This is a genomic window from Ruminococcoides intestinale (genome assembly GCF_040095935.1).
In the GTDB taxonomy this organism is placed as follows: domain Bacteria; phylum Bacillota; class Clostridia; order Oscillospirales; family Acutalibacteraceae; genus Ruminococcoides; species Ruminococcoides intestinale.
The window spans coordinates 26,267-49,642 of sequence record NZ_JBBMFQ010000002.1; the positions used below are offsets into that span (position 1 = coordinate 26,267).

General features: G+C 41.8%; 21 protein-coding genes. 6 read left to right on the forward strand and 15 right to left on the reverse strand.

Translation table 11 applies throughout. The annotated features are described in order from the left end of the window. Positions 1–24: 24 nt before the first annotated feature. Complete coding sequence (locus WMO31_RS03850) at positions 25–249, reverse strand: helix-turn-helix domain-containing protein (RefSeq protein ID WP_015522986.1); 225 nt, start codon at positions 247–249, stop codon at positions 25–27. Between the two features lie 122 nt (positions 250–371). Here WMO31_RS03850 and WMO31_RS03855 point away from each other — a divergent pair, with 122 nt between their 5' ends. Next, entirely contained in the window at positions 372–1,331 is a 960-nt protein-coding gene (locus tag WMO31_RS03855; protein ID WP_015522987.1) for a hypothetical protein, read from the forward strand. A gap of 109 nt (positions 1,332–1,440) precedes the next feature. Beyond that, positions 1,441–2,067 (forward strand): uracil phosphoribosyltransferase, encoded by a 627-nt coding sequence (upp, locus tag WMO31_RS03860; RefSeq protein WP_015522988.1) that lies wholly within the window; start codon positions 1,441–1,443, stop codon positions 2,065–2,067. 305 nt (positions 2,068–2,372) lie between these two features. Here upp and WMO31_RS03865 read toward each other — a convergent pair whose 3' ends face one another. From WMO31_RS03865 to WMO31_RS03885, 5 genes are all read right to left on the reverse strand, one after another. Further along, positions 2,373–3,113, reverse strand: a complete 741-nt coding sequence (locus tag WMO31_RS03865; protein WP_367999245.1) for a LytR/AlgR family response regulator transcription factor — start codon at positions 3,111–3,113, stop codon at positions 2,373–2,375. A gap of 175 nt (positions 3,114–3,288) precedes the next feature. Next, entirely contained in the window at positions 3,289–4,827 is a 1,539-nt protein-coding gene (locus WMO31_RS03870; protein ID WP_015522990.1) for a DUF4340 domain-containing protein, read from the reverse strand. Continuing rightward, a complete protein-coding gene (locus WMO31_RS03875) occupies positions 4,827–6,434 on the reverse strand; it encodes a DUF7088 domain-containing protein (RefSeq protein WP_195230001.1) in 1,608 nt (535 codons plus the stop codon). Before WMO31_RS03875 ends, WMO31_RS03870 begins: the two co-directional genes overlap by 1 nt. A gap of 13 nt (positions 6,435–6,447) precedes the next feature. Next, the gene (locus tag WMO31_RS03880; RefSeq protein WP_101070702.1) at positions 6,448–7,152 is read right to left on the reverse strand and encodes an ABC transporter permease; all 705 of its coding nucleotides are present in this window, start codon (positions 7,150–7,152) and stop codon (positions 6,448–6,450) included. Beyond that, the gene (locus WMO31_RS03885; RefSeq protein WP_015522993.1) at positions 7,152–8,108 is read right to left on the reverse strand and encodes an ABC transporter ATP-binding protein; all 957 of its coding nucleotides are present in this window, start codon (positions 8,106–8,108) and stop codon (positions 7,152–7,154) included. Before WMO31_RS03885 ends, WMO31_RS03880 begins: the two co-directional genes overlap by 1 nt. Before the next feature lie 247 nt (positions 8,109–8,355). Between WMO31_RS03885 and spoVAE the strand changes: the two genes are divergently transcribed. Further along, entirely contained in the window at positions 8,356–8,709 is a 354-nt protein-coding gene (gene spoVAE / locus WMO31_RS03890) for a stage V sporulation protein AE (protein ID WP_015522994.1), read from the forward strand. Between the two features lie 117 nt (positions 8,710–8,826). Here the strand turns inward: spoVAE and WMO31_RS03895 are convergent, their stop codons facing one another. Then, on the reverse strand, positions 8,827–9,741 hold the full coding sequence (locus WMO31_RS03895; RefSeq protein WP_015522995.1) for a dockerin type I repeat-containing protein: 915 nt from the start codon (positions 9,739–9,741) through the stop codon (positions 8,827–8,829). A gap of 346 nt (positions 9,742–10,087) precedes the next feature. Beyond that, the gene (locus WMO31_RS03900) at positions 10,088–12,826 is read right to left on the reverse strand and encodes a YfhO family protein (protein WP_367999246.1); all 2,739 of its coding nucleotides are present in this window, start codon (positions 12,824–12,826) and stop codon (positions 10,088–10,090) included. Positions 12,827–13,055: 229 nt separating this feature from the next. On the opposite strand from WMO31_RS03900, the gene WMO31_RS03905 reads away from it, so the two are divergent. After that, positions 13,056–14,030 carry a glycosyltransferase family 2 protein gene (locus WMO31_RS03905; RefSeq protein WP_117950152.1) on the forward strand — a complete coding sequence of 325 codons (975 nt, stop codon included), beginning with the start codon at positions 13,056–13,058 and terminating at the stop codon, positions 14,028–14,030. Beyond that, entirely contained in the window at positions 14,030–14,488 is a 459-nt protein-coding gene (locus WMO31_RS03910) for a GtrA family protein (protein WP_117912380.1), read from the forward strand. Before WMO31_RS03905 ends, WMO31_RS03910 begins: the two co-directional genes overlap by 1 nt. A 561-nt stretch (positions 14,489–15,049) precedes the next feature. On the opposite strand, the gene WMO31_RS03915 is transcribed toward WMO31_RS03910, so the two are convergent. From WMO31_RS03915 to WMO31_RS03930, 4 genes are all read right to left on the reverse strand, one after another. Continuing rightward, entirely contained in the window at positions 15,050–16,291 is a 1,242-nt protein-coding gene (locus tag WMO31_RS03915; RefSeq protein WP_367999247.1) for a tyrosine-type recombinase/integrase, read from the reverse strand. A 151-nt stretch (positions 16,292–16,442) separates the two neighbouring features. Further along, positions 16,443–17,663 (reverse strand): tyrosine-type recombinase/integrase, encoded by a 1,221-nt coding sequence (locus WMO31_RS03920; RefSeq protein WP_367999382.1) that lies wholly within the window; start codon positions 17,661–17,663, stop codon positions 16,443–16,445. Between the two features lie 84 nt (positions 17,664–17,747). Beyond that, positions 17,748–17,978 carry a helix-turn-helix domain-containing protein gene (locus WMO31_RS03925; protein WP_008728422.1) on the reverse strand — a complete coding sequence of 77 codons (231 nt, stop codon included), beginning with the start codon at positions 17,976–17,978 and terminating at the stop codon, positions 17,748–17,750. Between the two features lie 537 nt (positions 17,979–18,515). Further along, positions 18,516–18,929 carry a sigma-70 family RNA polymerase sigma factor gene (locus WMO31_RS03930; RefSeq protein WP_367999248.1) on the reverse strand — a complete coding sequence of 138 codons (414 nt, stop codon included), beginning with the start codon at positions 18,927–18,929 and terminating at the stop codon, positions 18,516–18,518. A 218-nt stretch (positions 18,930–19,147) separates the two neighbouring features. Between WMO31_RS03930 and WMO31_RS03935 the strand changes: the two genes are divergently transcribed. Further along, positions 19,148–19,303 carry a hypothetical protein gene (locus tag WMO31_RS03935; protein ID WP_165858871.1) on the forward strand — a complete coding sequence of 52 codons (156 nt, stop codon included), beginning with the start codon at positions 19,148–19,150 and terminating at the stop codon, positions 19,301–19,303. Positions 19,304–19,396: 93 nt separating this feature from the next. Here the strand turns inward: WMO31_RS03935 and WMO31_RS03940 are convergent, their stop codons facing one another. The 3 genes from WMO31_RS03940 to WMO31_RS03950 are packed head-to-tail and all read right to left on the reverse strand — an operon-like array spanning position 19,397 to position 23,314. Beyond that, positions 19,397–19,762, reverse strand: a complete 366-nt coding sequence (locus tag WMO31_RS03940) for a metal-dependent transcriptional regulator (RefSeq protein ID WP_173829126.1) — start codon at positions 19,760–19,762, stop codon at positions 19,397–19,399. Between the two features lie 18 nt (positions 19,763–19,780). After that, entirely contained in the window at positions 19,781–21,529 is a 1,749-nt protein-coding gene (locus WMO31_RS03945; RefSeq protein ID WP_067543237.1) for an ABC transporter ATP-binding protein, read from the reverse strand. Then, positions 21,530–23,314 (reverse strand): ABC transporter ATP-binding protein, encoded by a 1,785-nt coding sequence (locus tag WMO31_RS03950; RefSeq protein ID WP_367999249.1) that lies wholly within the window; start codon positions 23,312–23,314, stop codon positions 21,530–21,532. Between the last annotated feature and the right edge of the window lie 62 nt (positions 23,315–23,376).

Genomic DNA, 23,376 nt, shown 5'->3' on the forward strand with positions numbered 1-23,376 from the left:
CACACAAAAATGAAAAAACATTCATTACACAATCAATTCGTCGTAGGTTGTTTCGAGAATATCCTTTATCAGTTTTAACTCATCTATATAAATATGCCTTTGCCCCACTTCAATTTTAGCAACGGCACTGCGTGTAATGTCACACCCCATTAATTGAAGTTTTGCAGCAAACTGTTCTTGCGTAATATTCTTACTTTCACGGATTTTTCTTATATTTCCTCCGACAATTTTTTCATAAGACCAATTCATCCAACTACTCCTTTGCACCTATTTAGGAACAATTTTTTGTTGACATTATTGTATTCCCGTGTTACTATTATTTTGCACTTATATAAGTGCAAAATAATTTGAAAATTGTGGAGGTTGGCAAAATGACGGCAGACAAAATTACACAATATCTTGAAATTTTACTTGATATGCACAAAACTTTGTACATACAGGAAACTACCCTTACAAAACTTAAACAGGAATATTCTTCACTCGGTCGAAAGAAAAGATTTTCTCTTCCTGAAAGAACAATCAGTAAAGGCAATTACGGCGAAGCAATTTTATCTGTCGGATTTATTTCAGGAATAATTGTAGGTCTTATATTCGTAATTTTTTATTTTAAAGACACATTTAATACCGGTGGAATTGCAACTATAATTTTTTCTCCGATAGTATTTGCCTTTGCAGGTTTAGTCGGTGGTGGTATACTCGGCGTAATTATCGGTCCGATATACGAAAGAATAAACAACTCAAAATGGCAAAGTAAATACGATGAACAATATAGGCAAGAAATGCAAGAGTATAACAAATTAGTTGAAGATGACAAAATGCGACTCAGATATGAAGAGGTACAAAGGAATTTTTTGTATGAACAAATCGCTTCTCTTCAAGCACAAATAAAAAAGAGCAGAGATAATCTATCTTATTTCTACTCTAAGAATGTTATTGATAAAATATATTACAACGATATGGTAGCAATAGCCTCTTTTTATCAATACTTTAAAACAAAACAAACTTACAGTCTTGGATTTGACCGTTCTACAGGCGATACAGGTGCTTACAGAATATATGAATACGAAAAGCGAATGAATATTATTATAACAAAACTTGATACGGTTATTGAAAAACTTGACGAAATCAAAAACAATCAAGCTGTATTGTATTCAACTATAATTGATGCAAATAACAAGATTGACCGTATGAATAAAAATGTTCTCCTTGCATCACAGAATATGCACGATGACATTCGCAACCAAACAGAACTTATGGCATATAATAACGAGCGTGTTAGAAAAGAGTTAGAATACCGAAACACAATGGACTCTATATTCACTTGGAAATAATATTTCTGATTAAAAACATAGCTTGCCCCCTGATATCATTGACATTTTGAACGGTTTTTAGTATCATTAAGTTAATCAAATAATCAAAATTCAACAAGGAGGCAATGATATGTCAGTTTCGTACATGACACATCCGCTTATAAGACACAAAATTACACTTCTCAGAAAAGAAGACACATCAACAAACGAATTCCGCAAATTGGTTGAAGAAATTGCAATGCTTATGGGTTACGAGGCTCTTTCGGATCTTGAAACTCAGGACATCACAGTTAAAACTCCGATCGAGGAGTCTGTTCAGCCTGTTATTTCAGGCAAAAAGCTCGCCGTTGTTCCGATTCTTCGTGCAGGTCTTGGTATGGTAAACGGTATTCTCGCACTCGTTCCGTCTGCAAGAGTAGGTCACATCGGTCTTTACCGTGACCCCAAAACTCACGAACCGCACGAATATTACTGCAAGCTCCCCGATCCGATTGATCAGCGTCAGATTGTTGTTGTCGATCCGATGCTTGCAACAGGCGGTTCGGCTATTGCCGCTGTTGATTTCATCAAAAAGCACGGCGGTCAGAAAATCAAGTTTATGTCAATCATTGCAGCTCCCGAGGGTGTTGACGCTCTTATGAAGGCGCACCCCGATATTCAGCTTTATGTCGGCTGTCTTGACCGTGAGCTTAACGAAAACGCATACATTTGCCCCGGTTTGGGCGATGCAGGCGACAGAATTTTCGGCACAAAATAATTTATCCTTCCGCATTCAAAAAGCCTGAGCAAAAATGCTCAGGCTTTTTCTGTTTCGCATAAATGTAAATGCAGCAGTGTTAAAAGTGTTTCGGGGTTAGGATGTGCGAAACAGGATAAGGTTTTCCAAAATAACATATCTTTCGGAATAACTTTCAAAGAACAAGGTCTGTGTATTTATTTGTGACCGGTTAAATTCACATACCCTGTTTTCGATATTATTATAGCACAAAAAATATGTTTGTATTAATTAGTCTTTAAATTGCCGATTTTTGACCGCTAATTTAATACTTTAGTCAACACGCATCAATCATGAATGATTTTATTTCCCCAAAAATCAAGGAGCTTCTCCTTAATTTCCGCATAGAGTGATGCGCTTATCGGCACTCTGTCCCCGTTTTTGCACACCCATTCCCGGCGGTCAACTTTCTCCACATTCTCCATATTTGCTATACAGCCTCTGGAAATATAAATAAATTCATTTGAGTCAAGTTCTTCAAACACAACAGACAGCGGTTTTCGTATTTTTATCGGCTCTTTGCTTTTGAGGTGGTAAATTTCACTGTTTTTACCTCTTTTGATAATGTACAGAATGTACTTACACGGCAACATACCGCACATATCGTGCCGTTCAATCAGATACGATTTTTTGCTTTCAAGGTCAATGACATTAGCTGCGTCAAGCAATGCGTCCTTCAGCCTATAATCTCCGTCTTGCTTTGGAACAAATCTGAAAATATCAAGTTTATATCCGTCAACGGCATAATTTACATGGGAGGTCATAAAAATAATAAGACAATTCGGGTTTGATTTTTTCACATAATCCGCAATCTCAAAACCCGACATTTTTGGCATTTCGATATCAAGAATCAGAATGTCCATTTGTTTGTTGTCGCCAAGCTCAAACATAAACTGACTGCTGTCGGTGTATACCGAAATATCCGCCGATATGTTCATTTCGCAAAAAGTACGGTCGGCTATTTCCTTTTCCCGTTTAACCGCCGAAGGGTTATCATCACATATTGTACAATGCAAAATCATATTCATAACATTCACCGTTTAAAGTTAATATAAATCACTTCTACAAAATCATTATACTATAGAAATTATCGCATTGCAATATATTGTCTGAATTTTATAAAACTTGTGCCTGTATATACCCCAAAAAAGAAACACCCGAACTAAAAAGTTCGGGTGTAAAAGAATAAATTTAACTCAAAGATTATTCCGATTTATTTGCGGCAACACTTGAAGCCTGTTTGACAGCAGTATTGACTTTTGACTGATATGCATGACCTGCAACTCTGCCGTTGACAACCGCAACATAACGGTTGCCGTCAGACTTGTAATAGCTTACGGTGTCTGTTGAGCCGTCAGATGAGTATTTATATGTAACGGTAAGAACAGGCGAACCGTTTTTGCTGTCAGACTTTGTGTCGGCAAGCTCGACCATTGTAAGATTCTCATAGAAACCAGAGAATGTTGCAAGCTCAATTTCTGTCTTGCCGTTCTTAACGGTTGTTGTGGTTGTTGTTGACTCACTGCCGTTATCGTCTGTCTTTGTTTTCTGTGCAGTGCTCAGCGAGAATGTGTAGGTATTCTTGCCGTCATTTACGGAAACCTCCGACAATGCGCTCATCTTCGGATAAAGCACATATTCGTTTACAAGGCTGTCATAGCTTGTTTTAACCCACGGAACCTTTTCGGCAGAAATTGTATATACAATATTTCCGCCCTCTTTCATAAGGCACACATTGCCGTCACCGTCAGGCTTTGAAGCTCTGAGGCTGACTGTTGTGTCGGGATAAACAGCCTTTAACTTTGCATACGGATTAGAAAGACCTACGCTTGAAAGCTGTGAGGATGACGGATTAACCATTTTTACCGTGAGGGCATAAAGACCTCTGATGCCGCCTGCAACAAGACTGCTTTCTTTCTCGTTTGCGTAGCACTCAACGGGGCTTGTCATAACATAAGAAGCTGAGTTCTTATTGTCTGAATTTGGCTTGAGTGTGATTGTATTTGAAAAATTAGAACCTGAAATCTCAATTGACGATGCCTGACTGTTGTCGTTATCAGATGCCGCATCGTTGATTGTAAGACTGATAAGATCTGTAAGGCCGTAGTCAAATGCAGAAACAGAATCTTTTGCAACAAGATAAACAGTATCGTTGCTGCCGAACTTAATATATGTTCCGGCATTCTGCGGAGCATCATCACCGACATAGATAATAGCCTTTGTCTTGTCGGTATAAGTTACGGTAACAGTATCTCTCGGCTTATCAAGTCCGTAATCTGCAAGCTTTGAGCCGTCAAGAGTCATAACCTTTGTAAAGTCAATGCTTGCGGCATTGTTTGCGATATTGTCGGCAATACCGCCCTGAAGGTCAAAATCTTCATAACCTACAATAGTGTACTGTGTAGCACTTGTTTTGCCGTTTTTATCGGTCGGTGTATATGACTTGATGTCCAAAGTACCCTTTTTGTTTTCAAGATGAATCTTTGAAATCTTTGCAGGGATATAATCCATAAGAGTGCCGTAGCTGTTGTTATCAATTTCACCCTTATCGTTTGTCTGAATCTGTGCCTGATGAACACCGTCTTTATCGGTTGTAACGCTCATCTTTACACCCTCATCATATGTTGCTGCTCCCGATGACGAACCGTCGCCCTTCGGAAGAAAGATGAGCAGACACATAAGTCCCGCAAGAATCAATGCTGCTGCGCAGACAATAATCAATATTTTAGTATTCTTTTTCATTATCTGTTCCTCCTGCGTAACCAGAAAACGAAGCCTGCAACAAGTATTGCAATCGGGATAATGATTACAAACACAACAAGCATTGTGTTCTGTGTTGCAACATCGGTGATTCCGAGTTCCGTATTGTCAATCGACTTACTCTCAATTGTAATGCCGACATCTTCCTTATCTGCAATTGTGTTGATTACATTCATAAAGTAAGCGGAGTTATTAAAGCTGTTGTACTTCATAATTGTGTCGCTGAACATAACATATGAACCGAATATGATAACTCTCGATGAGTTCTTGTCCTCGTTTGTCATAACACCTTCTGCCGCAACATTTTCGCCGTTACCCGAAACTGCGTCCTTGTAGTCCCAGTTCTTGTCGGCGTCAATCGGCAATACACCTGCCTTATCGGAAGTTTTAAGCAATGCGTGTGCAGTGTTTTCATCTGTAATATTAACAGCGTGTGACTCTGATACAACAACAGGAATCTTGCTGTTTTTGAGGTTATCTTTGTAGTAATCGCCGTAGCTTACCGTGAATGCATACGGTGAGCTTGCGCTTACAAGGGTGCTTTCATCAGTTTCAAACACATATCCTCTGTCAATTGACATACCCCATTCCTTGAGGAAATCGTCAAGGTTCGGCATCTCGCCCATATCGGCAGTAGGAACATAGATGAGTGAGCGTCCGTATTTGCCGTCATTTGAAAGCCATGTCGAAAGCTTTTCAACAATCTTCTCGTCAAGGTCAACAGACGGTGCGTACATAATTGCAATCTTTGCGTTGCTGTCAAAGTCGCCTGTTGCGAGTGAAACCTCGTTCACCTGATAAGCATTGTTTTCAAGAAGTGTTTTAAGTGATGAAGAATCCTGCTCGTTGTTGCCCTTAATCATATCAACAACAACCTTGTCATCTGTTGTAACATTGAGAATAGCCGTTACAACAGCCTGCTCAATCTTTGTGCCGGTAAAGCTGTATGAACCGTAGTAATTGTAGGTCTTCTCGTCATATTCAAAGCAATCCGTAAGAGTAAGCACCTTGTACTGCTTGCCGGATTCAACAAGAACAATGTTATTTGCCGAGCTTGACTGCCAGTCAACATTCGGATAATCGGATGTGAACGACGGGTTGGATGTAAGGTCAACATACTTGATTTTCATCTTGCCGTCTGACTTGCTCGCCATTTTGTTAAGCATTTTCTGAGCCTGTACAAAGTAGGTACCCTGGCTCTCAAATGATTCCTTTGCCATAAGTATATTTACCGTAACATCCTTGTCAAGGTGTGAAACATAGTCAATTGTATCGTCCTGAAGTGCAAACGACTTGTTTGATGTAAGGTCAAGCTCCAGGTCGGGGAATCTGTTAACAAGAAGTCCGACAATAATGTTTACAATAATTACCATAACGATAACAAGCGCCGTAATTGCCATTGCAACCGTGCCGTGTTTTGCTTTTCTTGACTTCATAAACTTTTTGAATCTGCCCTTTTCGGACTTATTCTTCTTATTCTTTTTGGCCTTTGTATCTTCCTTTTTATCGGCTGTTTCCGCCACTGCATTGCTGTCGGCATTTGCAGTATCTTCGGAGATAGTATTAAGGTTTTTATTTTCTTCGCTCATTTATATTACCTCCTTAGCTCCAGCGTCTTTTTTCCAGAACACGAACAGTAAAAAATACGAACAATCCTGCCACACTCAGGAAGAATACGATATCAGGTGCGCTGAGCAGACCGTATTTGAATGAATTATAATATGTAGCAAAATCAATCTTTTCAATAATGTTCTTGATCCAGTCAATTGAAATCATACTTGTGAAGTTTGTCATCATATAGATAACAAGGTTAACCGCCATGCTTACGATTGCGGCAACAATTGTGCTTTCCGTAAGTGATGAAATGAAAATGTTAATTGCAAGCAGAGCCGCACCAAAGAGGAGAAGTCCGATGAATGTACAGAGAATAACCGACCATTCCGGAGTTGCAAAGAATGAAATTACAACCGCATAGAGAAGGAAGATTGCACTGCAAATTGCATAAAGCACAAATGCACCGAGGAACTTTCCTAAAACGACCCTTGTAAGGCTTACAGGTGCAGTAAAGAGCGCCTGATCTGTTCTCTGATACTTTTCATCTGCAAAAGATTTCATTGTCATAATCGGAATTATAAACAGAATAATCAAAAGCATATTGCCGTATACATAGCTTAAACTTGCCGAGTTGTACACAATACAGTAGTTGTAGAAAAACACACCCGAAAAGAAGAAGTAAGCGGCAAGAACAACATATGCAATTGCCGAATTGAAATAAGAGGAAAGCTCCCTCTTTAAAATAGCACCCATTACATATCTTCCTTTCTGCTGTCATATTTACCTGAGGTAAGCTTGAGGAACATATCCTCAAGTGTTTCATTGCCTGACTGCATATCAAGAATTACCGCACCTACTCTTACCATGGCATTGTAAACATCTCTTCTGATGTCGCTTGATGTTTCGTATTCAATCATATACTTTCCGCTGCCGTCGGCATTACTGCCTGTCTTTGTAACACGCTTAACAGCAGGGATTTTCTTTATTGCCTCGGTAATGTCAGCGGTACTTCCCTCTGCAGTAAGCGAGAGCTTCTGACCGCCCGAAACCTGAGCAGAAAGTTCATCTGTTTTTGCATCGGCAACAATTTTGCCCTTTGAAATAACGACGATTCTGTCACACACCTCGGAAACCTCGGAAAGAACATGAGATGAAAAAATTACAGTATGCTTTTTGCCGAGATTGCGGATAAGCTTTCTGATTTCGATAATCTGCTTAGGATCAAGACCTACCGTCGGCTCGTCAAGAATGATTACGGGCGGATTGCCGAGAAGCGCCTGAGCAAGACCTACACGCTGGCGATAACCTTTTGACAGATGCTTGATAATTCTGTCAGCCTGCTCCGTAATTTTTGTCAAACGCATAACCTCGTCAATGTGTTCCTTTTTCGGCAGCTTCACCTTCTTGAGATCAAACATAAACTCAAGATATTTTTTAACCGTCATATCAATGTACAAAGGCGGAATTTCGGGAAGATAACCGATTTTTGACTTTGCGTGAATCGGATCGTCAAGAATTTCGCATCCGTCAATGGTAACAGTACCGCTTGTTGATGAAAGGTAACCTGTTATCATATTCATTGTTGTGGATTTGCCCGCACCGTTAGGTCCGAGAAATCCCAGAACTTCACCTGTTTCAACAGTGAAGCTGATGTCATCAACGGCCTTTATGCTGCCATAAAATTTTGTAAGGTTTTTAACCTCGACCATGTGACTTTTCACTCCTTAAAATTAATTGCGTAATTTCTGTGATTTGAATGTGCCGTACAAAAACACAGAAACGAACATTATTGATTATACTATAAAATGAGCAGTTTGTGTAGAGTTTTTCCAAAAAAATCAACGCCATCTCACAAAAGTTCAGTTTTTCATCACATAAAGAAATGTCTTGGGGAATTATTCACCAAAAACTCGGAACAATATTTATTGATAATGACAAAACGAAGGAAGTGTCAGTATGCAATATGTAAATGCATTCTGGGTTGGCGGACTGATCTGCGTGGCAGGTCAGATTCTCATTGACAAAACAAAACTCACTCCCGCAAGAATACTTACGGGCTTTGTTGTCGCAGGCGTAATTCTGGGGGCAATCGGACTGTACAAACCGCTTGTTGATTTTGCGGGTGCCGGCGCAAGTGTGCCGATCAGCGGATTTGGTTTTCTTATGAGCGAGGGAGTGCGAAAGGCGCTCTCTCAGGACGGCGCACTCGGAATTCTTACAGGAGGTCTTACAAGCGCCGCCGCAGGAATCTCAGCCGCAATAGTTTTCGGGCTTATCGCCGCCCTGTGTACAAAATCGGGAGATAAGTAAAGGCAGTATGATATAGAAAATTATTGCACCCGGGCATAGTATTGTAATTGTTTTACAACAAAAACCGCCGTACAGATTTTTCGCTGTACGGCGGTTTAATTTATTCACCTTATTCAGTTAGAGGTAATCATATCCATTTTTGTCACACCATATTCTGTATCCAAAAATTTTATCCATGCAAATAAAATTATTATCTATGTATGTGCCACTTGTTACATCATTTCTGCGAGGACAGATATTGAAATTGCAGTAATTATACCAACGCAGAGTGTCGTCAAGTGAACTTACACAACTCTGTTCGTCAATGAAAATATCATTGTTTTTAAATTCAGGCTCAAGACCTACGATATGTTTCTGAAGGTTTGTTGCAGTCGTGACCGTAATGTTTTCATAATTTTTTTCATTTGTCAGCATTTTCTGCGCACCCGTAAGGTTCTCAATATGAGCAACATATTTTTGAACAAGCGTTGCATCTTCAATATTTACTTCACCGTCACCGTTCACATCACCTTTGACGGTATACGCATTGGTCATTTTGTTGTAAGATGTCATCATCTCTTTAAATGCTTTTGTAAGTTGATTACACGGAAATTCATTCTTATGTGCATAATAATAATCAAATGCGTCACCAAGATTTTTTAACTTTTCCTGAAAATCATTCCATTCATTTTCTGAATACCAATTATTATAATTTTCTTCTTTCAAAGCATTTTTATATGTAGCCTCTGCATACTCAATATTTACAAGCGGTGCATCGTAATACATATCATAAACCTGTTTTAGTGCAACAGTATATTCATCTGCCGATAAACCGTCAGTATCATACACTTCTCTTGCGTTGTCCATTATTGACGGCCAAACTCCATCATATATCACTGCACAATCCAACCAAATATCTTTATTCAAATTCAATATGTAACCTAGCTTTTCCTGCTGAATTTCAGCGTCTGTTTTTTCAACAGCAGATGCATTAAAGCCAAATGCTGTAACAGACATAACTCCTACAAGTAATATTGCTAATATCTTTTTCATTAGTTAGTCCCCCTTGTTATATTTAATGCCATTTTCTGAATCAATGTTGCATCAATTATGTCAATATCACCATTTCTATCAACATCACCCAAAATGGCGATCCTAAACTTAGTTAAGTTAATTAGAACATATGGTTAATTTAATTAATTTTATTTTTTGTTGCAATTTAAAATAGAGCTTTATAGCTAACATTATTATAGCATAATTAAATAAGTATTGATAGCTTTTTTATTATTTATGTTATAGAATTTCTCGATGGTTTTTTGTGCATTTTGTCAAATTAAACAAAAACCGCCGTACAGATTTTTCGCTGTACGGCGGTAATGTTTAAAGATATTAAATTTTATTATTCAGCGTTAATCTGAACTTCTTCGGGATTTTCAGAAATATCGCCTTTCTTTTTTCTGCGTTTTTTGATGATATATGTCCATACGCAGAGGAACGCAAAGGTTGCGGCACATATGATTGTCACGGTCAAGCCTATTGCAAATCCCTTTGGATAATACTCAAGCTTGATTGTATGCTCGCCCTTGTCAAGATTGAATGCAACAAGTGCGTTGCCGACAGGAGTAATTGTTACTTCCTTGCCGTCAACATATGCCTTCCAGCCTTCTTCATACGGAACAGAGGTGTAGAACAATCCGTTTTCCTGTGCATTGATTGTTCCCTCCATAGAACTGCCTGTAAGCTTTGTTGTTGTCATTACGCTCTTTGAAAGCTTATTGTAACCTTCTTCAAAGACATCCTGATTAAGAACATCAACAAATACCATTGCAGAACCCGACTGTCCCTGCTGGAGATTTGAATAAACGGAAATCTTGTCGCCCTTTTTGCATTGACCGATGCAGGCAATGTAGCTTCTGCCCATACCGTAGGTCTTGCTCTGAGCAACATCGTTAATCATAACGGTAACATCGTCACCGCCCGAAATATCCGCATACATAAGATACAAGCCGTCCTTAGGTGCTTCGTAATTCCACTTTACATGCGGAGTAACTGTTGTATCGGTACAGCTGAATGAATATCGTCCGTAACCTGTCTTATTTACGGGGAACTGATTGTAGTCTGTGTGTCCCTGTGAAACAACATCAAGCGGAGTGTAAACATCATCCTTAATGCCTGTTGCAAGTTTGAAAAATTCATTCTGTTTGTCAAACGGATTGAACTGATCTTCGTTTTCATCAACCTGCCAGCTTGCAAGTGCGGAGTTTGTCATAAAGCCCATTGGCAGATAATGATTGTTCTGCAAAAGCTTTACATTACCGACACCGTAAACCTCTGTAAGGTCATAGGTGTTCATATAGATATTGTCACGGGCAATAAGATATTTAAGATTCATAAAGAGATTTGTAACCGGTGAACCCTCGGCATAGGTGTAGCGGTTACCGCTCTTCCAACCCATCATGCCAAAGTTTTCAAACAGCACGGTCATATCAACATTAGCCATTGAGTTGAACATCGAAAGTCCGTTGTAGTGGTTGAGAGCCGCATCGTTAAGCGTCTGAGTTGATGTCATCTCCGCTCTCCACATTTCGGTTGTGTTGCTTTCAAGGCTGTCCATATAGTCAATTACCTGTGCAGTATTCTCCTCGCCTCTCGGATAATCGTAAGTGCCCGTTACAGTTGTTGTCTTAACACCGATATAACCTGCGGCGGCACTCTCGCCTATTATGATTACACCGAATACAATCAAAAGAACCTGTTTCGGAACAATTCTCTTTGTATAGAGGAAAAGCAGAACGCAGATTACAGCCGCAATAACTGCCGTGCCGACAAGCGCATAAGTCTCCTGTGTGCCGATACCGAAGATGATAACAAGTGCAACAAAAAGTGCGGCAAGAATAACATCCCAGCAAGAGCTTGATTCAAGGAGCATAAATGCTCTGAATGCCATAACAACAAGTACAAAGCTGATAAGATAGCTGAAACGGTACGGAATCATATTTGTAAAATGGAAACCGTGCCAGATGTAGTCAAGCTGTCTGATGATACAGCTGATAATCATAAAACCGATAAGGCAGCCGTCAACGATTTTCTCTTTGAGCGAAATTTTCTTGCTTGTGAAGAAAAGAATTCCGAGTACAAGAGAAAGTGTACCGCAGGCAATGTTAGGCAATGCGTCAGCCTCTTTAATTGCAGGAGCGGCAAATGTTATGAAATTGGAAAGAATCTTTCTGATTGCCTCAAGCACACCCATAAGGTCATTTGTCGAGCCTATATTGATTGCAAAGGTTGTCGGGAAAGTTGCCCCCGATGCGTTTGTGTTTTGCAGACCGAAGAATGCCGGCAGCAGGAAAAACGCAGTAAGTCCGATTGCAATCAATGAGTAGATGCCTGTGCGAAGAATATTTGTTGCAAACTTTTTGACGCCGTCCCATTTTACAATGTTGTATGCAATAAATGACAACAGTACAAAAATGCAGGCGAACAAACCTATATAATAGTTAGTCAAAAGTGAAAGTGCAAGCGAAACTATGTAAAGTCTGAACTTGCCCTCCGTGAAGAGCTTTACTGTGCCAAGAGCAACAAGCGGTGTGATACAAACCGTATCAAGCCAGATTGTGTTCCAATAGTAACCCATAAAGAATGCACAAAAGCCGAAACTGCATCCGAAAATCACAAGAGAAAAATCATTCTTCTTAAAAAGACTGCGTAAGAAGATTGCCATAAACATACTTGCACATGCAACCTTGATTACAACAGAGAACATCAAAAATTCTCTCAGCCATTCACTCGGCAAAAATACCGTAAGAAAATTCAGTGGGCTCATAAGGTAGTATGACATAAGTGCAAAGTAGTTTACACCTCCGCCCTGCGTCCATGACCAGAACAGCGATTCGCCGTGTTTAAGTTTTTCCTGCATATCCGCAAGGAACGGATAATACTGATGCCACAGGTCGGTTACGAGAATCTGATTGTCACCAAACGGCGAAACCTTCATAACTCCGAAAGCGGCTGTCATAAGCACAAACGGTATGACAAAAGCCAAAACGATAAACATGTTTTTTGAGAAAAAGCCTTTGCCGTTGCTCTTGTTATTCAGCGTAACAGGCTCAGCCTTCTTCCTTTTCTTTACAGCGGGCATAATTTGACCTCCGAAATATTTTGTAATTGTTTTCCGATATGCACAAAAATGCAATCGGGTACAAGTAATCCATTCTATTTTAACGCTTTTCGTGTGTGATGTAAATAAAAAAACATAAAAATCTTAAAAAAAATAGACTTTTTGCGTTAGCTTTGTTATAATTAAAATCTAAGTGCGGATACTCTCACCCCTATGCGGTGAGTTTAACTTTATAAAGGTGATGTAAAAAATGAAAACCATAGACTTAGTTGTTCCCTGCTATAATGAAGAAGCTGGACTTGAGCATTTTGTGCTTGAAACCAACAAGGTTATCGACTCTCTGCCCGAGTATTCTTTCAGATACATACTTGTAAATGACGGCAGTAAGGACAGGACCTATCTCATTATGAAAAAGCTTGCGAAAACTTTTAACAATATCAAGTATATTTCATTCTCACGAAATTTTGGCAAAGAGGCGGCAATGTATGCCGGACTCAGACACACAACAGCCGACTATGTTGTTGTTATGGACGCCGACCTTCAGCATCCTCCGCAGTTGTTTCCTCAGATGATTCAGGCTGTTGAACATGAGGGTTACGACTGCTGTGCGACAAAGCGTGCCGACCGTGAGGGCGAAAGCAAGTTCAGAGGAATTTTTTCAAAACTGTTCTTCAAGCTTTCAAATAGGCTTACAGATGTAAAAATGCCCTACGGCGCAATGGACTTCCGTATGATGAGCCGTCAGATGGTTGACTCAATCCTTGAGCTCAGCGAAGTTCAAAGATTTTCAAAGGGCATTTTCTCATGGGTTGGCTTCAACACAAAATGGATTGCCTACAAAACAGTTGACCGTCAGCTCGGTCAGACAACATGGAAATTCTCAAGTCTGTTCAAATATGCAATTGAGGGAATCACAAGCTTTTCGGTTGCACCGCTCAGATTCACGGCTGTTATGGGATTTATCATCTTCGTAATTTCGCTCATATACATTATAATAACGCTGATTCAAACGCTTTTTCTCGGAATTACCACACCCGGTTATGTCACCACGCTGTGCGCTATCCTCTTTATGGGCGGAATCACCGAAATGTCAATCGGTATTCTTGGCGAATACATCGGAAAAATTTATATGGAAGCCAAGGACAGACCTATTTACATTACAAAATTCTCCAATTTTGAAGATGAAGATAACGAAGAAAAAGATGATAAGGAGATTAACGGTTAATGGGTAATTTTATAAAGCAGTTTTTTGACATTAAATTTTGGAAGTTTATACTTGTCGGAATTTTAAACACGGTTGTGGGTATGGGACTTCAATTTCTGTTCTTTAACCTCTGCGGTTGGAATGAATGGGTTTCATCACTTGTCGGCTACATCCTCGGCAGTATTTTAAGCTATTTTCTCAACAAATACTTCACATTCAAAAACAAGGACAAGGGCTGGAAACCAATCGTTAAATTTGCACTCAATATTGCAATATGCTACGGACTTGCCTACGGAATTGCAATTCCGCTCATCAGTATGCTCTGTACGGCAAACAGCTGGACAATGTTCGGCTGGAGTGTTGAAAAGTTTGCAGGAAACTTCTCAATGATAGTAGGCGCTTGCCTATTTGTTGCATTCAACTACATCGGACAGCGTTTCTTCGCTTTCAAAGAAAAAAAGGACGAAAACAATAAGTAATCCTACCCATTAAAAGTTTTCAACATTTAATAAACACCAAATAAACACCAAAAGGACTGAAAGTGATTATCTTTCAGTCCTTTTTATATATACGGCAAACCGCCGTTCCCCATTCGTGAAGATAGAATGTTAATCATGTATGCAAAATAAATACACAAGTTTAATTACGCCAAATTAAATATGTATAAACAAAGAATTTGATTGTGGCGGGCGAATAATATCCTCCCTACGAAATTTGTTGTAAAAAGAAGCTCCGAAGTAGATACTTCGGAGCTGATAAGCAATGTAAATTTGATTATCTCTTTGAGAACTGTAGCAGCGTTAAGAAAACAGTCCTGTGGACTGTTTTTAGCTGTGCCGCAGGAGCTTTGCTCCGAGGACCCGAAGGTGAAAAAATCCCCAAAGCCATAAGCGACTTTGGGGTTGATAATAGCAAATATACAATTATCTTTTTGAGAACTGAGGAGCTCTACGAGCTGCTTTAAGACCGTACTAAACATCTCTATGGTGCGTTTTTCCTTGATATTACGGGCTTTTTCGCATTTTCTGTTGTCGGTTGTCCTATTCCTTAACCATAGAAATCGGTGATTTTTCATCGAAATTCTCCTGGTTCAAAGCATCATTCACTACCTCGAAAAGTTCCTCTGGTTTATTATACTTGACCCTCGCGTAAATGTCCATAGTTGTCTTACTATTCTCATGCCCTGCCAGATACTGAACTGTCTTAGGGTCAACGCCCGCATAGAGCAGATTCGTGATGTAGGTATGCCGCAACAAGTGCGGTGTTACATCGAAATTCAGGGTATAGCGAATCTTGGGATTGTTCCTCTGCCTTGTTCCTAATGTCGGCTTGACGGTATATTTAATGCTCTGTCCATTCACATATTTATAGTAGGTTCTCTCTTTTGCAGAACGAACAACTACATACTGCCAAACTCTCGTAAACTGAGAATAGGAAAGCGGCTTTCCTTCACTGTCGGCAATCACATACTCCGATATGGAATTTGCTTTTGCTTCCCGCAGACAGTCCACCAGACACTTCGGAATGGGAATATCCCTTTTAGCTGCCTTTGTCTTTAGGACGGTGGAGATCACCGGCCTGTTATGCTCCGCGCGCCATGCCCGCCGCACAGAAATGTATGGTGTGGATTCATCCAGGAATACACAATCCCATTGCAATGCAAGAATTTCTTCCCGACGCAAGCCGGAATACAAACCAATCATAATAAAAAGATATGGCGGAAGCTCTTTCACCGTATCCAACAGAACCGCAACCTGTTGATCTGTTAAGGCATCTTTCTTTTTCGATGCTTTTCCGCCCTTTGCTGAAATTCCCACACATGGATTATCGGTTATCAGCTGACTGCGCTCTGCCGAATAAAACACACACTTAATCAGCATATTTACCGTATCATACAGTCCTTTCGATTTTTGAGACAGCGGAACAAGCGCCAGACGAATATCATCCGCAGTCACTTCCTCCATATACATATCTCCCAGAGAGTTAATGACATAATTCTTCATATTCTGTCTGTATCCTTTTATAGTAGCCGTAGACACCTTTGCTGACTGCATCAGCAGCCATTTCTCACAATACTCGGCAACCGTCGGATGCTTCCGGCGAAAGATGATTTCCTCCACCTGTCTCCGGGCCTCCAACTGCTTTTCATATAATTCTTCACAGGTGGTCGCATATAAGCTGACCTGCTTTCCATCGGCATCTGTAATTCTGGTTCTGTAATACAGTGTTCCTTTTCTTGTAACCGTTCCGTACTCTGGAACGCTTTGTTTTTTCTTAGCCATACAAATCTTCCTTTCCTGATAATGAGTGTTCTTTCATTCACACCTTCTTTTTATCAGAAAGCATCAACTTAATCAAAGATACGGATTATGTAAAACAAAGAGCGAGACATCCTTGCCTCGCTCCTGCTTTGTTTTCTACTCTTTATAATTGTTATGCCTGTGCTGCATCCCACTGGGCAAATGCGCCGCCCATTGTTCTTACCAGCTCATCCGGTCTGTTGTATTTGACCTTTGCGTAAATGTCCATCGTAATTTTACTACTCTCATGCCCTGCCAGGTATTGAACCGTTTTCGGGTCCACGGACGAATGAATCAGATTCGTAATGTATGTATGCCGCAGCTGATGCGGTGTCACTTCAAAATCCAAACTGTAAATCACTTTGCCGTTATGTGCTGCCTTTTCACCGAGAACCGGCGTAACCGTGTGCTTTACACGCTTTCCATCCTCGTAACGATAATAGAAACGCTCCTTGACGGTTCGGGTTACAATGTACTGCCAAAGCCGCTTGAACTGTGTATAGGACAGCGGATCACCATCCCGGTTCGGCACTACATATTCTGACTGCGATTTAGCTTTTGTCTCTTTCAGACAGTCTGCCAGGCAAACTGGCAACGGAATATTTCGATGCGCGGCTTTCGTTTTCAGCTCATCCAGAATCACCGGCCTGTTATTTTCTGTGTGCCATGCCCTGCGTACCGTTAAATAAGGGCAATCCACATCCAGATATACAGAATCCCATTTTAGGGCAAGAATTTCTTCTCGCCGCAAGCCTGCATACAGTCCTAACATGACAAATACATACGGCGGAAGTCCCTGAATGGCATCCAGCAGTCTGGCAGCCTGTTCATCCGTCAATGACGCTTTGTCCTTCTGCGGAACGCCTCCACCTTTGGCCGTAAGGTAAATCGTTGGGTTGTTATCAATAATCTTACTTTCCTTTGCTGCACGGAAAATGGATTTATACAGGATAAGCACTGACTTATATACCGAAGCGGACTTCTCGGAAACAGAAACAAGTGCAAGCTGAATGTCATCCAGTGTCACATCTGCCATTCGCATCTGTCCCAATTCTTTTATGATGTGCCGTCTGACCTTTGATGTATAATCTATCAGCGTGGTTGCCCTCACATGAACCGACTGCATCAAAAGCCATTTTTCACAGTAGTCTGCAACCGTCGGGGATTTCCGGCAGAATGTATCGTTGTCGATCTGCTCTAATGCACCCAACTCTTTATCATATAATTCTTCCGGTGTTCTCGCATAAAGGGCCACCAGTTTTCCATCTGCGTTCTGAACCCGCGTTCTATAATAATCTATGCCGTTAAGCGTAACTGTACCGTATTGTGGAATTGCTCTTTTTCTTTTTCCCAATTCCGCCACCTCCTAAGAATATACTCCAGCGCTGTATCTATGTTTTATCAGACCATTCCGATTCCGGCAAGGATACGGACCGGCTCACACTCCAGCTCTGCGAGGTTTACGATAAGTTGCGTTCTTTTCTGCTGGCTTTGCTCTGTGGGTGCATTTTGCGATATACTCCTGAAGGCCCGCTGAAGTAAAGTACACACAGCCATTCTGCACATATTGCACATAAGAAATAAGACCATTGTTACGGGCCGCGTCCAGCGTTGCAATGCTGATACCTAAAATTTCTGCTGCTTCTTTTCGTGTAATAAGTTTTTCCATAAAGCATATTTCCTCCAATCTGTCAAGTTTGTCATCGTGTTTGTTCAAAGCCACATGAATACGCTGGCAGCCGAAACTGCCAGCGTATGGTATCTGATTTTGAACAGGAAGCTGCAAACGCTTCCTATTTATATAACTCAGCTTTCATCACATTTGCCACGCCCCCTGACGATGGGAACACAACAGGTCTCCGCTGGCGCGGCTGTCATAACTCCGCAGCACCGTTCGTATCGTGTGCCGCAGGGTTCCCCCCAAGTCTTTGGCGGGCCGTGAGGAAGTATCTTTAAGCCCCCATGCAGTCATCGCGCCGAATCTGCCACAATCCGTTTTATGAAATCGTAGATCGCTCCGAAGCAGTTCTTTCATCACCTCCCTGACTGCTCCATCTTCGCGGCGTTTCATATTCGCTCGTACATGGGTTATGTACCTGTTGTGCTGTCTATTCGATTGTCAATGTACTGATGAAGGAGGAAAACTTGTCCTTCTTATTAACACTGACAAAAAAGGCAAAAAACAGGCGCATCAAATGAAATTTTATCAAAAATATTTTACAATCTGCTTTAATCCACGGCGGATACTGTCTCGGACACGGCTTGGGTCTACACCTTCTACTTCGGCAATTTCATTTACCGTCATTCCCAGATAGTATCGGGCATAAATCCTCTTTGCCTGTTTCTCCGGCAGCTTCATCACAGCGGCATAGACCTGCTCCTGAAACTGTTTTTCCTCCAGAAGCATCTCCGGTGTTTGCGGCTTCAATAGCACCGCATTTTCAATGCCATTCTCGCAATCCAGAGAATACTGTGCTTTATAACGATACATCTTTCGCTCATACGCAGCCTCCGCACGTTCAGCTGCTCGAATAGTCTCCATTACTTCCTCTGTCACATCTACAAAAAAGTCTGTTGTATAAACATTAGGATAAAGTTCCCGAAGGTTAATTTTCTTCATTATGTACCTCCATTTCGATTCACGGGTGATTGACGAGTGAATCGAATGGAGGTGGGGAACGACACCGGTATACAGCCGGATTATCTCCGAAAAAAAGGCAACAAAAAACGCCAGATTCCCGCAATGGGAAACTGGCGTGCCAAGAACAGTCATTATTATGCTGAATCACATGGAACGATAATGCCGATGCAATGCTATACTTGCCCGGAGGAGGGGCAATGCTTTTTTTAATTGATGTAGATCATGGGAGCTTTGAAAAAGCAAAAGAGACACGGCAAATTAACCTCCAAGCGGCTACCGTGTCCCTGCAAGTCGTCATTGGTTTGTGTAAACGCAAAGAAACGGCGGCTCTGATTTCTCAAAACCGCCGTTAGGGTAATAACTTAAAATGAGCGTGCAAAATCACCTGCCCCAGCCAGCGGTTTTTTTCTTTCCCCGTAGTCGGGGCAGGTTCATACGCTATCTAATTATTCTTTCGTGACTAATTCTTTCAGCCGTTCATAGGTTTCTGCGCTAATATCATGTTCAATCCGGCAGGCATCAGCCTCCGCCGTTTCAGGATCAACGCCTATAGATATAAGTTGCTTCGTTAAAAAACAATGGCGCTCGTAGATTTTTTCAGCCACATCCTGGCCAAGATCGGTCAGGTGTAGATAATGGTTTTCGTCTGTTGTCAAAAAGCCGCCCTCTCGTAAAGTTCCTACTGCGTAACAAACGCTGGGTTTTGAAACCTCCATGTACCGAGCAACATCCACAGAACGCACCATACCGAGCTTCTTTTGAAGTATAAGCATGGCCTCCAAATAATCCTCTCCGGCAGTATGAAGTTTCATAGGCAGCTCCTTTCGTCATTAAGCAAGACTCCAGCCAGCCGCACTCTTTCGGATATTGACAAAATCCTGATAGATACCAGGCTGTTTCAAAAGTTCCTCATGGGTTCCTTGCTGTGCAATCTGGCCGTTGTCTATAACTAAAATCTGATCGGCGTTCTGGATGGTATTTAGGCGGTGAGCGATTACAAGCAGGGTCTTTCCCTTCACCAATTCGGAAATAGCCTCCTGAATATAGCTTTCATTGTCCGTATCTACACTTGCGGTAGCTTCATCCAAAATGACAATAGGCGCGTCTTTCAGAATACAGCGGGCAATCGAAATACGCTGTTTTTCACCGCCGGAAAGTGTTGCACCGCCCTCACCAACCACCGTTTGGAATCCGTCGGGCAAAGCCATAATGAAATCATAGCAGCGGGCTTTTCTGGCAGCCTCATAGACTTCTTCTTCCGTGGCATCCGGCTTTCCCATGATGATATTGTTGTAAATGGTGTCCTGAAACAGATACACGCGCTGGAATACCATGCTGATCTGATCCATCAATTCCGACAGAGGTACATTGCGAATATCCACGCCCCTTATCGTCACATTGCCGGATTTTACATCCCAAAGTCGCGCCAGCAAGTTTGCAATGGTGGACTTACCGCTACCGGACGGTCCAACCAGCGCTGTCATAGAATTTTTCTTCATGGCAAAACTGATATGATGCAGAACCTCTTTATCCTGATAAGCAAATGTAACATCGTTGAACAGGACTTCCGGCTGTCCCGGCTGTGCCTGAGCCGGAATATGCTGCTTGCCGTTGTCGGAAAGTTCCGGTTCATCCAATACCGCTTCAATACGATCAAGGGCAGCATTCATCACGGTCAGTCGGGTTGCTTCTCCATAAAGAGCTTTCAGAGGTCCAAAGAGATCAAAGACAAACAGCAGCACGCCCAAAAGATAAGCCAGGGAGAGTACGCCTTCCTGATGTAAAAAAACGGATAAACCGAAGATAGCGGCAATACCCACGCCATAGAGAATGTTTAAGCCAGTGGTCCACGGTGTCATTTTCTGCTCAAACTTCGTATTGACATCCCTTGATTTTTTGAAGTTTTCCGTTAATTCGTCAGATTTTTCTCCGAGCAGATTGTAACTTTTGATAACCCCAATTCCTTCAGCAAAAGACAAGACCGCATCCGTCAAATTCTCGCTTTGGTTTTGACGCCCGACAGCCTCCTTGAAGGAAACCTTATTCATATATTTTGCAACCAGTGATGCCAGCAAGGTAATGATTACCGCAATCAGCCCAAGTCTCCAATCCAGTACGAACATAAAAACAGCTAAAACCAAAGTAGACAGCATATAGCTCATCATGTTGCCAATGGTGCTCATAGAAACTTCCTCAATGAATACCATATCCGTACTGAGAACAGAGCTGATTTTGCCAATATTTCCCGATGTAAAGTAACCCATCGGCATTTTTCTTAAATGATTTCCCAACTCCATCCGTTTATCAGCAAAGATCATAAATCCAGCGGCACTTTGCAGACGGTCGCTCAAATAGTGAACCACTGTCTGAACCACTACAACAGCTAATAATCCAAGTCCGACAAACAGACAGGTCTTTCCAGTCAGCGTATTATCAGCAAACCCGGCCAAGACAATAAACGCCATGAAGATCGGCATTTTGGAGAGAATGGACTCGACAAATGCACATAGAAATGCAGCCTGAATACGGCTTTTATACCTCCCGGAGAGGTTCAGGATTCTTGAAATCAATGCAAACATTTATCTTCCCTCCTTTGCAGTAGATACTTTCCACTCGGCGCTGTCCTGAGCCGCTTTCCACAACTTTTGGTATTCTGGGCAAGCTTGAATCAGCTCCTGATGTTTTCCGGTTGCCACCATCTTTCCGTGATCCATAACGCATATTTGATCTGCGTTCATTATAGCGGGAAGTTTGTGAGCGATAACTACCAAGGTTTTTCCCTTCACCAGCTCCGCAATAGCAGCCTCCATTTTTTCCTCATTTTCTGGATCAGCATAGGCCGTGGCCTCGTCAAGCACTACAATCGGGGCATCCTTCAATATTGCCCGCGCCAGGGAAATTCGCTGGCGCTGCCCCCCGGAAAGCATTTTCCCCGCATCGCCCGCCATGGAGTGAATACCTTGCGGCAGCTTTTCCAGAAACTCCATACACTGGGCTTTCTTCGCCGCCTCCATTACTTCCTCATCGGTAGCATCCAAACGTCCAAGACGGATATTTTCCAGCAGGGAGGTGTTAAACAGGTACTGATCCTGAGCCACATATGAAATGCGGCTGTTCAATGCCTCCAGGCTCATATCACAAAGTTTCTGCCCACCAATGGAAATGCTCCCTTTCTGCGGGTCATAGTAGTGGATCAACAGTTTTGCAAGGGTGCTCTTGCCAGAACCGGATTCACCAACCAGGGCAGTTTTTTGTCCTGCTTTTGCCACAAGGGTAATATCGTGGAGGACTTCGTTTTCCGCTATTATCGGTTTCCCATCTGGGCCAGGCTGTGCCATCTGATACGCAAAGGAAACATGATCGTAAGAAATGTTAAAATCCTGTCCGTGGAAATCATCCTCAGCAGCTTGCAGCGGTGCCGCATTTAACATCTGTTCAAGTGCCGTGATCTTATAATTCAGATTCGGAATCGTCTCCATAAAGCCCAGTGCTTTCAGGAGAGGAATCCCAATGCTGAGGGAAAGGCAGAGGACTAAAATCAAATCAGGTAAAGTGCTTATGCCACAGAGAACAAACCATGCCCCAAGAGGCAAAGTCAGAATAACAGTGCAGGGCAGCAGACTTCCGTATATCGCCATCCAGGGCCAGGCGGCCTTATACCATGCCAAGGTATAATCCCGATAGTCCGTTACATCCTTGCGGAAGTTCTCGTAAGATTCACTCTCCCGGTTGAAAACCTTGACAACCTCCATACCATTGATGTACTCAATGATCGTGTTGTTCATTTTCTGTGCAGACTGATAGTAGGGACCCATGCGCTTCATTCCAACAGAGTACATAATGACCATGGAGAGCAGGCTGATCGGGATAGAGGCCAAAGACATAAGAGCCAGTTTCCAGTCCGCACAAAACATAGCAACATAAATCACCAGCGGGATCAGCAAATTTGCGATACCCTCCGGGACTGAATGAGCAAGGAGCAATTCCAAGCTATCCACATCATCGACAAACAGCTTTTTGATTGTCCCTGTCCCTTTTTCCTCCACAATGCCAAGGGGAAGTTTCTCAAACTTCTCTTGCAGAGATACCCGCAGCCGGAACAATGTGTTATATGCTGCTTTATGAGAAATTGATAATCCCCATCCATATAAAACCGCCTGCAAAACAAGACAGATCAAAACCCCTATAACACGCAATAAAACAAATTCTGTCTCAACAGAATCGCCCATAACCAATGGTGAAATGACCTGATAGGCCAGCACAAAAGGCAGGACGCCCATAAGAACGCTGACCAGTACAACGACCGTGGCCACATACATATTTTTCTTATATGGCCCTGCGTACTCAAAGATTTTTTTGAACATAAGCCCTCCTTATATTGAGCCGTACTGTCTGTGCTTCAAAAACAAGAGGCCGCCAAAGTAAA